The 16484-nt window shown below is 53.5% G+C and carries 15 protein-coding genes; all 15 read left to right on the top strand.

What is annotated here, in order from left to right; translation table 11 throughout:
* Positions 1 to 2 precede the first annotated feature (2 nt).
* Positions 3 to 284, top strand: coding sequence for a sporulation protein YabP (yabP, locus tag GQY55_RS29240; protein ID WP_160045444.1), 282 nt, complete (start codon positions 3 to 5; stop codon positions 282 to 284).
* The gene (gene yabQ, locus GQY55_RS29245) at positions 281 to 865 is read left to right on the top strand and encodes a spore cortex biosynthesis protein YabQ (protein WP_160045445.1); all 585 of its coding nucleotides are present in this window, start codon (positions 281 to 283) and stop codon (positions 863 to 865) included. Before yabP ends, yabQ begins: the two co-directional genes overlap by 4 nt.
* A gap of 59 nt (positions 866 to 924) precedes the next feature.
* Positions 925 to 1287 (top strand): FtsB family cell division protein, encoded by a 363-nt coding sequence (locus GQY55_RS29250; RefSeq protein WP_160045446.1) that lies wholly within the window; start codon positions 925 to 927, stop codon positions 1285 to 1287.
* Positions 1288 to 1413: 126 nt separating this feature from the next.
* Positions 1414 to 1899, top strand: coding sequence for a S1 domain-containing RNA-binding protein (locus tag GQY55_RS29255; protein WP_036712758.1), 486 nt, complete (start codon positions 1414 to 1416; stop codon positions 1897 to 1899).
* A gap of 417 nt (positions 1900 to 2316) precedes the next feature.
* On the top strand, positions 2317 to 4821 hold the full coding sequence (gene spoIIE, locus GQY55_RS29260) for a stage II sporulation protein E (RefSeq protein ID WP_160045447.1): 2505 nt from the start codon (positions 2317 to 2319) through the stop codon (positions 4819 to 4821).
* Positions 4822 to 4933: 112 nt separating this feature from the next.
* Entirely contained in the window at positions 4934 to 5674 is a 741-nt protein-coding gene (locus GQY55_RS29265) for a hypothetical protein (protein ID WP_160045448.1), read from the top strand.
* Positions 5658 to 6617 (top strand): serine/threonine protein kinase, encoded by a 960-nt coding sequence (locus GQY55_RS29270; RefSeq protein ID WP_160045449.1) that lies wholly within the window; start codon positions 5658 to 5660, stop codon positions 6615 to 6617. Before GQY55_RS29265 ends, GQY55_RS29270 begins: the two co-directional genes overlap by 17 nt.
* A 42-nt stretch (positions 6618 to 6659) precedes the next feature.
* A complete protein-coding gene (gene tilS, locus GQY55_RS29275; protein ID WP_160045450.1) occupies positions 6660 to 8111 on the top strand; it encodes a tRNA lysidine(34) synthetase TilS in 1452 nt (483 codons plus the stop codon).
* 47 nt (positions 8112 to 8158) lie between these two features.
* Positions 8159 to 8698, top strand: a complete 540-nt coding sequence (gene hpt, locus GQY55_RS29280; protein WP_160045451.1) for a hypoxanthine phosphoribosyltransferase — start codon at positions 8159 to 8161, stop codon at positions 8696 to 8698.
* Between the two features lie 118 nt (positions 8699 to 8816).
* Positions 8817 to 10895 carry an ATP-dependent zinc metalloprotease FtsH gene (gene ftsH, locus GQY55_RS29285; protein ID WP_160045452.1) on the top strand — a complete coding sequence of 693 codons (2079 nt, stop codon included), beginning with the start codon at positions 8817 to 8819 and terminating at the stop codon, positions 10893 to 10895.
* A 332-nt stretch (positions 10896 to 11227) separates the two neighbouring features.
* Positions 11228 to 12166, top strand: a complete 939-nt coding sequence (nadA, locus tag GQY55_RS29290) for a quinolinate synthase NadA (protein WP_160045453.1) — start codon at positions 11228 to 11230, stop codon at positions 12164 to 12166.
* A gap of 39 nt (positions 12167 to 12205) precedes the next feature.
* A complete protein-coding gene (gene nadB, locus GQY55_RS29295) occupies positions 12206 to 13822 on the top strand; it encodes an L-aspartate oxidase (RefSeq protein ID WP_160045454.1) in 1617 nt (538 codons plus the stop codon).
* Positions 13812 to 14672, top strand: a complete 861-nt coding sequence (nadC, locus tag GQY55_RS29300) for a carboxylating nicotinate-nucleotide diphosphorylase (RefSeq protein WP_160045455.1) — start codon at positions 13812 to 13814, stop codon at positions 14670 to 14672. The genes nadB and nadC overlap by 11 nt, the downstream gene beginning before the upstream one ends.
* A gap of 16 nt (positions 14673 to 14688) precedes the next feature.
* Positions 14689 to 15456: a type III pantothenate kinase gene (locus GQY55_RS29305; protein WP_160045456.1), complete on the top strand. Its 768-nt coding sequence runs from the start codon at positions 14689 to 14691 to the stop codon at positions 15454 to 15456.
* Positions 15457 to 15599: 143 nt separating this feature from the next.
* Positions 15600 to 16484: an Hsp33 family molecular chaperone HslO gene (gene hslO / locus GQY55_RS29310; RefSeq protein ID WP_160045457.1), complete on the top strand. Its 885-nt coding sequence runs from the start codon at positions 15600 to 15602 to the stop codon at positions 16482 to 16484.

Here is a 16484-nt window from a genome sequence, read left to right on the forward strand (position 1 = left end):
CCATGATCGAGCCAGCCAAAAACAAGCAGCATGAGCTGCATATGCTGAACCGCAAGCAGCTGAATTTGACGGGAGTCCATAACGTGGAAAGCTTCGACAGCGAAGAGTTTCTGCTGCACACCGAACTTGGGCACCTGAACATTAAAGGACAGAATTTACATATCAAAAATTTAAGCCTTGAGGAAGGCCTGCTCTCCATTGAAGGCATGGTCCATTCCCTCATTTACCTGGATCCCGGTTCCCACGGCAAAAATAAGGGAATGCTCGGCAAGCTGTTTAAATGAGCCCGCAAATTCAATGGATTACCCTGCTCTGGATGCTTTTTTCGGGAGCAGCGATGGGACTGGCCTATGACAGCTACCGGGTGCTGTCGGGCCAGCTGCATTTTCCAAGGTGGACCCTTCATGTTTTGGACCTCCTCTATTGGTGCGGCGCCGCTCTTTTTGTGTTCAGAATGCTGTATGTCAGCAATTACGGGCAGCTCAGGTTTTATGTGTTCGTCGGTCTCTTTTTGGGAGTATGGTTGTATTTTTTATTCTTAAGTGTTACAACCCAGCGTTTTGTGGTAATGTTAATAAAGGCGGTGCGTTATTTCATCGACGTGCTGAAACGGCTTTTCAGGCTGCTCGTATGGTCGCCGATCCGGATGCTGCTGAAGCTGCTGAAGGGACTGGCCCTCATGCTCGGCGGAATTGCAATGTTCGTTTTTCGCGTTGTGCTGAAGCTGCTGCTGCCGTTCTGGAAGCTTGCGCAATGGATGCTCAGGCCGATCACCTCGAGGCTGCGGATGCCCAAGTGGCTTGACAAGCTATGGAATCGGCTCGTTCTTCTTTGGGAAAAATGGTTTTCGGAGAAGAAGGAATAGAGGATTTGATAACAGCTTCTAGAAATATATGTAAAAAAATGCGCGCAAAGGAGGAACCCATGGGAAAATATGCTGCCAATGAACGAGCACGCACGCAAACGGCCAAAACGAAACAGGAAACCAAAACGGTCCAGAGCGCCGGCGCGCGGAGGCGGATATGGATCTGGGCTTCCTTTATGATCGTATTTATGGGATGGGCCATTATCACCATCTTTTCCCAGCAATCGCAAATTGCGGACAAGAGTGCCGAGCTGGCGAAGAAAAAGCTGGAGCAGCAAAGCGTGGATCAAAATAAGGAACAGCTGAAAACCGACGTGAAAAGACTCAACGATCCGGAATATATCGGACAGCTGGCACGCAAAAACTACGGAATGTACAAACCCGGGGAAACCCCTATCCATATCGAGGAAACAGGCCCGTAATATAGGCGCGGAACTGGGTTATTACTCAGTTGACCTTGGTTAATGCTTTATGTATAATCAAATCACCACAGCGAAGGTTTGACTCAAATCTTGTTGTATATTTTTAAGGGAGGATCATTTTATTCTATGGCAATCGAAGTGGGCACCAAGTTAGAAGGCAAGGTGACAGGTATAACGCATTTTGGAGCATTTGTGGATCTGTCAGGAGGTGTCACGGGTCTCGTTCACATCTCGGAAATCGCCGATAATTACGTCAAGGATGTCAACGATCACCTGAAAATTAACGATGTTGTTACCGTTAAGGTGATCAATGTCGACAAGGACGGCAAAATCGGACTTTCCATCAAACAAGCTGTTGATAAGCCAGCATCGGAAGCTCGGCCTCCAAGAGGACCAAGACCGGAGCGCACCGGCGGCGGAAATGGAGATCGGTTTGGCGGCGGTGGAGGCTTTAATCGTGAACGCGGAGGACGCCCATTCAAGCCTGCGGCCAGCAAAACTTCGTTTGAGGATAAAATGTCACGTTTCCTGAAAGACAGCGAAGAACGCATTTCTTCGATCAAGAAACATACGGAATCCAAGCGCGGAGGACGCGGCGCAAAACGCATGTAAATGAACTAAACGCCGACTTGGCGACACTTTATAAATGAAACGGCCCCGTTCGGAGGCCGATAATTCCCTTTGCGATACGGGAAAAAGAATAAACCGCAGCAGGTTCGAGCCTGCCGCGGTTTTTTTGTCGTTTCCAAAAAAAGTTAACGACAGCATCCAACTGATTTCCGGCTCTGTCTATAGCAATCGATAGCGGATTATTGGCGGGAGCCTTGCATCCCATCGCCATAAGGACGAGTTCCGGGCGGGCGCAAACGGTTGGGGGGAGTGAAATTAAGGGCGATTCCCGACATTTCGCGCCGCGTTCCTTTTTGTCGGAAACTTTTTTTGGGCTTGTCCGCTGTTATGACAAACTTTCATGTTTGAAGGCTTTTATAATGGGTACCATCAAATCTACGAAATGGTGGTGCTTAGTACATGGAAAAGTTGAACATGAACTTGCCCGGTTTTAAAACGCTGCGGAAAGAAGCGGATTCGGACGACAACAGCTACATGGCCCGCGTGCGCAATATGCCTGTGCTGCAGCGTCCGTTTCAGTGGCTTGCGGCCAAGAAGTGGATGATTTTGCTGACGCTGATGGCGTTTTTGCTGGGGAAAGCCATGATTCTGGACGAGCTATCGCCATTTGCAATCGCTTTTTTTGCCGTCATTTTGTTTATGCGGCGCGATTATTTGCTTCCGGTTAGCGCGGCGCTCATTGCTGGCAGCCTGTTCGCTCCGTTCCCGGCTTCGCTCATGATCGCCGCTGAACTCCTTATCTTTTATCTGATTTATCGGGGCTTGAACGCTTTCGAACATGCCGAAGTGTCTTACGCGCCTCTGATGGTTTTCGTTTCTTCTTTCGTCGTAAAGCTGTTTGCGATCGTGATGGGCTCGTCCTTTACCTGGTATTCCTTTATGATGAGCTCGCTGGACGCGGTCCTCAGCTTCGTGCTCACCCTCGTCTTCATCCAGGCGATTCCGATATTCACGTACCGCAAAAAAAATTACCAGCTCAAAAGCGAGGAAATATTATGCCTGATCATTCTGCTTGCTTCCGTCATGACCGGGGCGGTCGGATGGACGATCTATTCCTTGTCGGTAGAGCATGTGCTGTCCAGGTATTTAATACTGGTGTTCGCGCTTGTCGGCGGCGCGCCGCTTGGGGCCTCCGTCGGCGTCGTAACGGGGTTGATCCTCAGTTTGGCCGACATATCGGCCATCTATCAGATGAGCCTGCTCGCTTTTTCCGGCATGCTGGCCGGCATGCTGCGGGAAGGCAAAAAAGGCGCCGTGATGCTGGGCATGCTTTTGGGATCGTCCATATTATCGATTTATTTCAGCGGGCCGGCGGACGTGATGACATCGACATGGGAGTCGTGTGCGGCGATTGCACTGTTTTTGCTGACGCCAAAGTCGGTCATCTCAATGATTTCCAAATATGTGCCCGGGACAAACGACCACAGCAAATCGCAGCATGAATATGCCAAAAGGGTGCGCGACTTGACCGCGGAGCGGGTTACGCAGTTTTCCCGCGTTTTCCGGCAGCTCTCCCAAAGCTTCGGCCAGGTGGCCGGGACGGAGGAAATCAGCAAAAGGTCCGGCGAAGTCGACCATTTCATGGATGCGGTGACCGAGGGCGTATGCTCCTCCTGCATCAAACGCAGCCACTGCTGGGACGCCAAATTCTATCAAACCTATAAATACATGACCGACGTCATGTCGGCCGTTGAGGAAAATCCGGAGATCACCGATCAGCAAATTCCGAAGGAATGGATGCGAATGTGCGGCAGAACGGGCGACGTGCTTCAAGAAATGAAGCAGCAATACAGCCTTTATCAGCATGATATGCAGTGGAAGCGGCAAATATACGACAGCCGTCAGCTCGTCGCCGAGCAGTTGTCGGGCGTATCCCAGGTTATGGAGGATCTTGCGCGCGAAATTCAGCGGGAGGGACAAGCGATGTACCGGCAGGAGGAGCAAATCCGCGAAGCGCTCGAACAGCTGGGGCTCTCCATCCAAGGCATCGAGATTATAAGCCTGGATCCCGGACATGTGGAGATCGAAATCGTGCATGCATTTACGCGCGGGTACGACGAATGCCGCAAAATCGTCGCGCCGCTGCTCTCGAACATTTTGGACGAGCATATCGCCGTGCTGCACGAGTCGTCCGTATCTCCGAAGGACGGGCTCGCCACGGTGCTGTTCGGTTCCGCCAAAACGTTCGAGATCACGACGGGCGTCGCCGGAGCGGCCAAGGGGGGAGACCTGTTGTCCGGAGACAGCTTCAGCATGATGGAGCTTGGCAACGGCACGTTTGCGGTCGCGCTCAGCGACGGCATGGGCAACGGCGAGCGCGCGAAACAGGAAAGCAGCACCGCCCTGTCGATATTGGAACAACTGCTGCAGAGCGGAATGGACGAGAAGCTGGCCATTAAATCGGTCAACTCCATCCTCATGCTCCGTTCCCCGGACGAAGTGTATGCCACCGTCGATATGGCTTTGATCGATCAGTATACGGCCGAAACGACGTTCATGAAAATCGCGTCCACCCCAAGCTTTATCAAACGGGGGCTTGAAGTCATCCCGGTATCCGCCAGCAATTTGCCGATCGGCATCATTCAGGATATTGAGGTGGACCTCGTCACTTTGAAGCTGCAGGCAGGCGATATCGTCATTATGATGACGGACGGCATCTTCGATGCTCCGGGACATGCGGTAAACAAGGAGCTCTGGATGAAACGGATGATCCAGGAGATCGACAGCGAGGATCCGCAGCAGATCGCCGACATTTTGCTCGAAAAAGTGATCCGGTACCAGCAAAATATCATTCATGACGACATGACCGTCGTCGTGGGCAGGGTGGAGCACTATCAACCGGAGTGGGCGACGCTGTACGTGCCCGGACTTGCGCGGATGGAGCGGCCGCGGACCGTGAGCTGAGTTGGACACATTGCCCGGGAAATGGGGAAAGGGGGCGTTATCGCGTTTGGAATCTCTCAAAAATGGAAATGCTAGAAAGCAGATAGAGTCCATTTTTGGGAGGAAGATGCTCGTGAAACAGATTCTTTTGATTACGGACGGATGCTCGAATGTAGGAACAAGCCCGGTGCTGGCGGCAGCCCATGCGTTTCAGGAAGGCATTACGGTTAACGTTGCGGGGGTGGTGGATTACGGTACGATCGGCGAGCTTGGAAGTTTGGAAATCGCCGAAATCGCCAAAGCGGGAGGAGGGGTTAGCCGGATCGTAGGGACGAGGCAGCTCGCCCAAACGATGCAGATGATGACAAGGAAAACGGTGGTTCAGACCATTCAGCAAGCCGTCAATAAGGAGCTGAAACAAATCTTGGGAGACGGCTCCTTGGAGGATTTGCCGCCGTCGCAGCGTTCGCAGGTCGTTCAGGTCGTGGACGAAATGACGGAGACGGCGCCGCTGCAGGTTGCGCTCCTGATCGACGCCAGCGCCAGCATGAAACCAAAACTCGGAGCGGTGGAAGACGCGATCCGCGATTTGATGCTCAGCCTTCAAGCGCGCGAAGGCGTAAGCGAACTCGCGGTGTTCCACTTCCCGGGGCGCCGGGGCGGCGAGGACGCCGTCATGGACAGCGGCTGGACGAAAGACGCCGGCGCGCTGCGATCCCTTTTTCAGCGCATTCAGATGAAAGGAGCGACGCCGACGGGACCGGCCATCATGAAGGTGATTGATTTCTTCCGTTATGGTACACTAGATGAACATCAAACATGGCGGGGAAATGCCGATGAAGGAGAAGGGATGCTCGGTGACTACGTCGTCTAGACCGGTGTATCCGGCCGGTACGGTCGTTACGGGAAAATGGCGCAGAGGCCGCTTTATCATCCGGCGCGTGCTGGGGAAGGGAGCCAACGGAATCGTTTATCTTGTGCAGAAAGAAGGCTCCCGCGATCCGTACGCCCTGAAAATGGGATTCGACACGATGGACCTGCAGTCCGAAATCAACGTGCTGATGTCTTTGCAGTCGAAGCGCAAAGCGTCGGGACTGGGATCGGGATCGTCCAAAGGCGGCCCGCGCATGCCCTATTTGCTTGAGGTGGACGATTTTAAAAGCGGGGACGGGGATATTCCGTTTTATGTCATGCGTTATGTCCGGGGCAGTTCCCTTCACCATTTCATTCGCAGGCGCGGGAAGGAATGGATCGGCCTCACGGGGCTGCGCCTGCTCGAAAAGCTGAACGGGCTGCATCGCTCCGGATTCATATTCGGCGATTTGAAGCCCGAAAACGTCATGGTATCCGACGTCGGACACGTGGAGCTGATCGATTACGGCGGGGTAAGCTCCATCGGCCGGAGCGTCAAGCAATTTACGGAATGGTATGACAGGGGATACTGGAATGCCGGTTCGCGAACAAGCGACGAAGGGTATGACCTGTTTTCCTTTGCCGTTTTGATCATTCAGCTTCTCAATCAAGAGGAACTAAAGGCGGCGGCCACCCAGCATCTGCCGCAAACCCGGAGTCCTGTCCAGCTGCTCCAGCTCGTGCAGCGAAGCCCCGCGCTCAAATCCTATGCCGATTGGCTGGGGCGGGCGATTCGCGGGGAATTCGCAGGCTCGCACGAGGCGCTGAAGCTGTGGAAGGAGACGGTTTATACGCCTGCGCTTGCCGGCAAGCAGCCGGGCAAAACGCCGCGATGGCTTATCAACGCATTCGCCCTTTCCTTTACGATTGCATGCGTGGCCTGTTTATGGGCTTTTTTATCCTGAATGTTATATACATAAAGCGAGCCGCAGAAGAGGGGATCTTGGATGGAAAGCAGGACGAACTTGAATACGCTGGCAGGACATGTCCTCCGTATGGCGGGAGAGCATGGATTATGGAAATCCAATGACACGATCGTAGTCGCAGTATCCGGCGGACCGGACTCTGTGGCTCTTTTGCATGTGCTGCACCGGATTTCCCGGCTGCATGTTCCGCTCCAGCTGGTCTGCGCCCACGTGCACCACGGTTTGAGGGCGGACTCCGACGGGGAGGAGGAGCTTGTCCGCCGGATGGCTGAAGGCCTCGGCATCCCTTTCGAGTCCGCGAGGATCGACGTTCCTTCCTATATGAAGGAAAGCGGAAAAGGATTCGAGGAGGCGGCGCGCGAAAAAAGGTACGCCTTTTTGCATGAAACGGCGCGGCGTTATGGCGCGGCATCCATCGCGCTGGGGCATCACGCCGACGATCAAGCCGAGACGGTGCTTATGCATTTGCTTCGGGGAAGCGGGCTTACCGGCCTTACAGGCATGAAAATAAAAAGGCGCGAAAAAAATGTGGAACTCATCCGTCCTTTTTTACGTATATACAAAACGGACCTCGTCAGCGTGTGTGAGCAGGAAGGCTTGGCCTATGCCGTCGACAGCTCCAATCTTTCGAACGAATACCGGCGAAATGCGATCCGGCTGGATGTACTGCCGTTTTTGGGGCAATATAATGGTCAGATCAGGCAATCGCTGGTTCAGCTTGCCGAGATCGCAGGCGGAGAAGACGATTTCATGGAGCTGGCTGCCGATCATGCATATCGCAATATGGTGCGGCATAAGAATGGAAGGCTCTATTTTGAAGCGCCTTCCTTTTTGGCCTTACATGTCGCTTTACAACGAAGGTTGATTAAACTAATATTAAATTATCTGTCGGCAGGCTCTGAAATCACCGATTTTCACAAAATCGAATTGATTCGCGAGCCAATTGTTCAGAATAAAAGCACGACCTGGAGCCTTGACATTGGAGGCGGTTTGGCCTGCATACGCGAATACGATATGATATGGTTTATGCACAGGCCGCAAGAGCAGTCCAAGAGCTATACATACGAGCTTCAAACTGCTGTTCCGGAACTTTTTATTCCTGAGATTGGCAAAAAGATGAAAATGAAGGTTCAGTCGCCGAACGACTCTTATTTTTCGAATGCGGCCGGGACCTGCGCCGAAGCGGTGTTCGATGCCGGCCAATTGAAATATCCATTAACAATCCGCTCAAGACTGCCTGGAGATACCATGAAGGTCATGGGATTAAACGGAAGCAAAAAGGTAAAAGATATTTTCATTGACGCGAAGATACCTCCATCCGCTCGCTCCCGCATTCCTGTATTGGTCGATGGTTCAGGCAACATTATCTGGATACCGGGAGTCCGGCGGTCCGCGCACGCGGCGGTCGGGGCGCAAACGGTGTCCGTCCTGCATATGCGTCTGGAGGATGCAGAGGCAGTGGAGCAACTGTAATGGTCATAGTAAGACTTTCATAGTATAAACGTAGGAGGTTCGCTCAGTTGCAAAACGATATTCAAGAAGTTCTGATCACCGAAGAGGAAATCCAGAAGAAAATAAAGGAACTCGGAGCACAGCTCAGCAAGGTTTATGAAGGGCGCAATCCTTTGGTCATTTGCGTACTGAAAGGCGCGTTTATTTTCATGGCCGATTTGGTTAAAAATATGACAGTACCTCTTGAGCTCGACTTCATGGCCGTATCCAGCTACGGCACACAGACCAAATCATCCGGCGTCGTCAAAATCATCAAAGATTTGGATGCGTCGGTGGAAGGACGCGATGTCCTGATTGTCGAAGATATTATCGACAGCGGTCTCACGCTCAGCCATTTGATCGAGCTTCTCAAGAGCCGCAATGCCAAGTCGACGTGCGTTGTCACGCTGTTTGACAAGCCGGCGCGGCGTACCGTAAACCTGGAAGCTGATTATACAGGCTTCTCACTGCCGGACGCCTTTGTTGTCGGATACGGCTTGGATTACGCCGAACGTTACCGGAACCTGCCCTACATCGGGATCTTGAAACCGGAAGTCTATTCCCACTAATGGTGATACTCCAGCCCATGGACGTTTTTTACTGACGGTTCATGCGAATACCACCTCTGTTGAGATGGTCAGACAGGCTATGGTAAAATAATTAAAGTGTTTTGAGAGGAGGTAGGGGATGAATCGGTTCATCCGGAATTCTGGTTTTTATTTGATTCTTTTTTTAGTTGTGGTGGGCATTGTCCAGTTCGTAAGCAGCAGCGGTGAATCTGCTCACAATCCTAGATACGATGAATTTCGGCAAGAGATTAAGGCTGGCAATGTGAAGGATATCACGGTTCAATTTGACGGTTACGCCTATCTCGTAACCGGTAAATATAATCATAGACCGGACGGGGCTAAATCCGACAGCTTCTCGACCTACATTCCGGCTACAGATGCCGCGGTTCAAGAGCTGGTTGACGCCAGCGACAAGACCGGCATGCAATATACCCAGAAGAAGATGGAAGGCGAAAGCATTTGGCTGACGCTGCTCTCCTCCATGATTCCTTTGGTTATCATGTTCATTCTCTTCTTTTTCCTGTTCAATCAGGCGCAGGGCGGCGGCGGCAAAGTGATGAACTTCGGCAAAAGCCGTGCTCGCTTATATAATGAAGAGAAGAAGAGGGTCACGTTCGAAGATGTGGCCGGGGCCGACGAAGAGAAACAGGAACTCGTTGAAGTTGTGGAATTCCTGAAGGATCCGCGCAAATTTGCCGCCGTCGGAGCGCGCATTCCGAAAGGGGTGCTGCTCGTAGGTCCTCCGGGTACAGGTAAAACGCTCCTCGCCCGCGCGGTAGCCGGCGAAGCAGGCGTGCCGTTCTTCAGCATTTCCGGTTCCGACTTCGTGGAAATGTTCGTGGGTGTCGGCGCATCCCGCGTGCGCGATTTGTTCGAAAACGCGAAGAAAAATGCGCCATGTATTATATTTATCGACGAAATCGATGCGGTTGGCCGCCAGCGCGGCGCCGGTCTTGGCGGTGGCCATGACGAGCGCGAACAGACGCTGAACCAATTGCTCGTAGAGATGGACGGTTTCGGCGGCAATGAAGGCATCATCATCGTTGCGGCAACCAACCGTGCCGATATTCTCGACCCGGCGCTTCTGCGTCCGGGACGTTTCGACCGTCAAATCACGGTAGACCGTCCGGATGTGAAGGGTCGTGAAGCAGTGCTGAAAGTGCATGCGCGCAACAAGCCGCTCACGAAAGACGTTAAGCTTGATGTTGTAGCAAAACGCACTACGGGCTTTACCGGCGCCGAACTGGAGAACCTGATGAACGAGGCGGCCCTGCTTGCGGCACGCCGCAACCGGAAGGATATCTCCATGCGCGAGGTGGACGAAGCGATCGACCGCGTCATCGTCGGCACGGAGAAACGCAGCCGCGTGATCAGCGACCGCGAGAAGCGGATCGTCGCTTATCACGAAGCGGGTCACACGATCGTCGGCTATTTCCTCGAAAATGCCGATATGGTGCATAAAGTAACGATCATTCCTCGCGGCCGTGCCGGCGGATACGTCATCATGATGCCGAAGGAAGATCGCATGCTCGTCACGAAACAGGAACTGCTGGATAAGGTTACGGGTCTCCTCGGGGGCCGCGTGTCCGAGGAACTCTTCATCGGAGAAATCGGAACCGGCGCATACAGCGACTTCCAGCAAGCGACAGGCATCGTACGCAGCATGATCATGGAATACGGCATGAGCGAAAAGCTTGGGCCGCTCCAGTTCGGCTCGTCGCAAGGCCAGGTATTCCTTGGCCGTGATCTCGGCCATGAGCAAAATTACAGTGATTCCATCGCTTACGAAATCGATCAGGAAATGCAGCGCATGACCAACGAATGTTATCAGCGTTGTAAGGATCTGCTGATCAAGCACGCCAAAGAGGTTCATCTCATCGCGAATACGCTGCTTGAGAAAGAAACGCTGGAGCTTGAGCAAATCAAAGAACTGATCGAACAAGGATATCTGTCCGAAGACGGACCGCGCGAAGACGAAAACGGAGGTTCTTCCGAAGGCGGAGCACCCGTGATCGACTCGATCGGTGACGTTCGCGTCCGCATCCAAGGCAAAGAGGACAACGCCAACTTGCCGACGAATGAGATTCCGAACGATGTTCCGGAGAGCTCTTCGGACATTCCGAACGATCCGACCAACCCTCCGGCGGACGATCCGAATGCAGGCAACGGGGGTACGCCTCCCGGAACCCAAGCATAAACCGGACGTTTGACCGACTATCGCAAAAATAAAAACCCGAAAGACAATGATCGTCGTCTTTCGGGTTTTTGTTTTTTGCGGCACTTAAAAATTTTTTAATGGACTAAACAAGCTTTTTTACGGTGAAGGGGCGCATCAAACATGCACCGCATAAGGAATTTTTCCGAATATGGCCCTGCCCGTTGCGAACATGCCGCCCAATTGACAGTCCGTGAAACCTTGTGTACATTAGTTGATAACTGAAAAACCTCGAGGCTTAGACACCTAACTTTGAGAGAATTTTCACAATATCATAATGATGTGATGAACATTATTAAAGGAGTGGGTTTCTGGTGGAAGCTCTTGCGCTGCAGCATAAAGAGGAGCAAAAACGGGAATTGACCGAGAAGCTGATGCAGCTCAAAAAGGAAAGAAACGCAATCATTCTTGCCCATTATTATCAAAGAGACGAAATTCAGGAGGTTGCCGACTTCCGAGGCGATTCCTTTTTGCTTGCCCAAAAAGCCGCGCAAACCGATGCGGAGACGATCGTATTTTGCGGCGTGCATTTTATGGGGGAAAGCGCCAAAATTTTGGCTCCGAACAAGACGGTTTTGATTCCGGACGAACGCGCGGGTTGCCCAATGGCCGACATGGTGAACGTGGACGGACTCCGCAAGCTGAAAGCGCAGCATCCGAATGCCAAAGTCGTTACATATATCAACTCCTCCGCCGACGTGAAAGCGGAAACGGACATTTGTTGTACCTCATCCAATGCCGTAAAAGTCATTCAGTCGCTGGATTGCGACGAGATCATCTGGGTGCCGGATAAAAACCTCGGCCATTACGTGCAGCAGCATACCGACAAAAAGATGATCATTTGGGAAGGATACTGCAACACGCATGATATGTTGACCGTGAAGGATGTTGTGGAGATGAAAGCCAAACATCCGAACGCCCAGTTTGTCGTACACCCGGAATGCCGCCCGGAAGTCGTGGCCATGGGCGATTTTGTAGGCAGCACGACAGCCATCATCGATTACTGCAAAAAGTCGGACTGTCAGGAATTTATCGTCGGCACGGAAGACGGAACGGGATATCAGCTCCGCAAGGACAGTCCGGATAAAACCTTCCATTTCGCATCCAAATATTTGGTATGCCCGAACATGAAGGTGAACAATCTCAAAAAATTGGTGAAGTGTCTGGAAACCATGAAGCCGCAAATTTACGTGCCGCCGGCTGTCGCAGACCGGGCCCGAATTTCCTTAGAGCGCATGTTACAAGTACAGTAGCATGCGCTACTCTTTCTCTTAAGACAGGTGAATGATGCAATGATTCCTCAGTTTTTGGTTGATTTTGACCTGCAGTCGTTGCCCTGCTTGGAAACGGATGTCATCGTCATCGGGTCCGGGATTGCGGGTCTCTATACGGCGATTGAGGCGGGAAAGGACCTTAACGTCATCATGATTACGAAAAACGCCCTTCTGGAGAGCAACACCCGCTATGCCCAAGGCGGCATCGCCGCCGTGACTTCAGAGGACGACTCACCGGCATACCACCGGGAAGATACGCTGATGGCCGGGGCGGGATTATGCTCTTCCGCCGCGGTCGACGTGCTTGTGAATGAAGGGCCCGAAGGCGTTCAGGAGCTGATTCGCCTGGGCACCAGTTTTGACGTTGAAAACGGGGGGCTTGCCTTGACGCAGGAAGGCGCCCACAGCCGGCGCCGCATTTTGCACGCGAACGGGGATGCGACCGGCTTCGAGATCGTCAGGGCGCTGGCCGCGCAGGTACGCGTTCATGAGCGTGTTCAAGTGTGGGAGCATCATTTTGTGATCGACGTCATTACGGTTGGGAACGAATGCGTAGGGGCTCTCGTACAGCGTCCCGACGGGCAAAGGGTATATGTGAAGGCGTCGGCGACCATATTGTGTACCGGAGGGGCCGGGCAGCTTTACCGATATACGACGAACCCGGATGTGGCAACAGCAGACGGCATTGCCATCGCTTACCGGGCTGGGGCGCGAATCCGCGACATGGAATTCATTCAGTTCCACCCGACGGCGCTGTGTTATCCCGGCGCTCCGCGTTTCCTCATATCGGAAGCGGTTCGGGGCGAAGGAGCCGTGCTGCGGAATATCAAGGGCGATCGGTTCATGGAAAAATACCATGAGCTGCTCGAGCTGGCGCCCCGGGATATCGTGGCTCGGGCGATCGTCAGCGAAATGGAAGAAACGAAATCGACGTTTGTGTATCTGGACATTACGCATGAGCCGCAGGATGTCATCCAGCACCGTTTTCCGACCATTTACGAAACTTGCCTGAATTACGGCCTGGACATGGCAACGGATTGGATTCCCGTCGCTCCGGCTGCGCATTATATGATGGGTGGAGTAAAAACGGACCTGAACGGGGAAAGCAGCGTCGCAAGGTTGTTTGCCTGCGGCGAAGTGTCCTCGACCGGCGTGCATGGGGCGAATCGTTTGGCAAGCAATTCGCTGTCCGAGGCGATTGTGTTCGGCAGACGGATTGTAAACCGGATCCGGGAGTTGGCGCCTCTCGCAGGTTCCGTCGATCTGACCCATCAGTTGGAGGGCCGGACAGGCGCCCCCAAGCAGGCGGTTATCGAGCGGCGGTTGAAACTACAGAAAGTAATGGTTCGATATGCCGGGCTGCGCCGCAGCGAACCGATGCTTCGAAAAGGGCTGGAGGAGCTCCAGCGGCAGCTGCCGATTTTTCAGTCGGAACTGACGAAGAAGGAAGAGTTCGAATTTGCGAACATGCTGACGAGCTGCATGCTGGTGACCCGGGCAGCGCTGGAGCGGAAGGAAAGCCGCGGTGCCCATTATAGAGAGGATTATCCTCAAAGGGATGACGCGGAGTGGCGCAAGCATCTGCTTCAGCATCGCGAAGAAGAAATGATGGAGGAATACAGCGATGATGTTTAATGGATATAACGAGGGCTTGGTGGAATCGATCCGCTCGTGGCTGAAGGAGGATGTCGGTTCAGGCGATATCACGACCATGACAACCATCCCGTCGGGACATGAATCGAAGGGCATCATTCACGCAAAGGAGGATGGGGTCGTAGCGGGCATTCCCGTTGCGGAACTGGTATTCCAAGTCGTGGACCCCGGTCTGGCGTTCACGCCTCACGTAAAAGACGGAGACCGTGTAACGAAGGGAACCGTGCTGGCGGTCGTGGAAGGAAGCACGCATCATATTTTGACGGGGGAACGCCTTGCCCTCAACCTCTTGCAGCGATTGTCGGGCATCGCTACCCGGACCCGCATGTTCGTGGATCGGCTGGAAGGTTTGCCTGCCCGGCTCGTCGATACCCGCAAAACGACTCCGGGACACCGCATGCTTGAGAAATACGCCGTCCGGGTCGGCGGCGGTGCCAATCACCGTTTCGGGTTATACGACGCCGTCATGATTAAGGACAACCACATTAAGGGAGCGGGCGGAATCCGCAGAGCGGTCGAGCGGGCACGCGCCCATATACCTCATACGATGACCATCGAGGTGGAAACGGAGTCTTTGGAACAAGTATCGGAGGCGCTGGAAGCCGGCGCGGACATCATCATGCTGGACAACATGGATCATGAGATGATGAAAGAAGCGGTCAGACGGATCAAAACGAAGGCGCCGCATGTCCGCGTGGAAGCTTCCGGCAACGTTTCGCTGCAAACCGTCAAAGAAATTGCCGAGTGCGGGGTTGACGTCATATCCGTGGGGCGGTTAACCTATTCCTTTGAGAGTCTTGACATCAGTCTGGATCTCAATGCCGTAAAATAAAGGAGGGATCGTCCCTATGATCCTTGTCATCGACATCGGGAATACCAACATTGTGCTCGGCATCTACAAAGGACGCGAGCTCCTTCACCATTTTCGCTTAAGCACGATCCGCCAATCCACGTCGGACGAATATGGGGTATGGTTTCACAATTTGTTCCATATGTCCGGCATCGCCGTTTCGGACATTGAAGGGGTCATCATGTCTTCGGTCGTTCCGCCGATGGTTCATACCATAGACCAGATGTGCCGCAAATATATTCATAAACATCCGCTGATGGTCGGCCCCGGCATTAAAACCGGGCTGAATTTGCGCAACGAGAACCCGCGCGAGGTCGGCGCGGACCGGATCGTCAACGCGGTGGCGGCGGTCGAGCTTTACAAAGGGCCGCTCGTCGTGGTCGATTTTGGCACGGCGACGACGTTTGACTGCGTGGACCAAAAAGGCGACTATCTCGGCGGCGCAATCGTGCCCGGAATCGGCATATCGACCGAAGCGTTGGTCGAAAGGGCGTCCAAGCTTCCGCGCATCGAGCTGGAAAAGCCGAAAAAGGTCATCGGCCGCAACACCGTGCATGCGATGCAGGCCGGGATCATTTACGGCTATGCCGGCCAGGTGGACGGAATCGTCAAGCGGATGAAGGAGGAAATGCGGGCCCCTTCGCTCAAAGTCGTCGCCACCGGCGGACTTGCGGAGCTGATTGCCAGCGAATCGGAAGCGATCGATGAGGTCAACCCGATGCTGACGCTAGAAGGACTGCGGATTATTTACGAGCGCAACAAATGAAGTTCATCATCGCTATCTAGGGTCTAGGGATGAGCATCGTGTTTTGGGAACGATAAACGAAGCAGCGGCTTTTTGGCCGGTTTGAAGTTCAAATCGCAGGATCGCAACATTTTCAAATCCAAAGCAAGGAGTTTATGAACGACATGGAAAATAAACAAGACGGCCTCATCCGAGGCACCGCAATGGGCGGGCGCGTTCGGGCTTTCGCCGTTCGAACGACGGCGCTCGTCGAGGAGCTGCGCCGGAGACACGACACATGGCCGACGGCTACGGCCGCAATGGGGCGGACGCTGACGGCAGGCGCCATGATGGGAGCGATGCTCAAAGGCGATGAGAGGCTGACGATCCAGGTAAAAGGCGACGGCCCCCTCGGCCAAATCGTCGTCGATGCCAACGCAAAAGGCGAAGTCAGAGGTTACGTGGACGAACCGCATACCCATTTGCCGAGCAACAGCAAGGGCAAACTCGATGTTGCCGGAGCGGTCGGCCGCGAGGGTTTTTTGCACGTAACGAAAGATTTGGGACTGAAGGAGCCTTACCGTGGCAGCGTACCGATCATATCGGGAGAGCTTGGTGAGGATTTTACGTATTATTTCGCCGTATCGGAACAAACGCCGTCGGCTGTCGGGCTTGGCGTGCTTGTCGCTCCGGACAACTCCGTCATCGTGGCCGGCGGATTCATCGTTCAGCTTCTGCCTGGGCTTAGCGACGACGAAATTACGGCGATCGAGCAGGCCGTCGGAGCGATGCCTCCGGTCACGGCTCTGTTGGATCAAGGCCTGGAGCTTGAGGAGATGCTTCGCTGGCTGCTGCCTGACATTGAAGTCATGGAACATATGGATATCCGGTTTCAATGCCAATGCTCGAGGGAACGGGTCGAACAAACGCTGGTAAGCCTCGGGAAAGACGAGCTGGAGCAGCTGATCGAGGAAGACGGCAAGGCGGAAGTGGTATGCCATTTCTGCAACGAAGCATACAGCTTTAATAAAGAAGAATTGCAGCAAATTTTGGACCAAGCAATTCGTTAA

It is taken from the genome of Paenibacillus sp. USDA918EY (genome assembly GCF_009870825.1).
Lineage (GTDB): Bacteria > Bacillota > Bacilli > Paenibacillales > Paenibacillaceae > Paenibacillus_AQ > Paenibacillus_AQ albilobatus.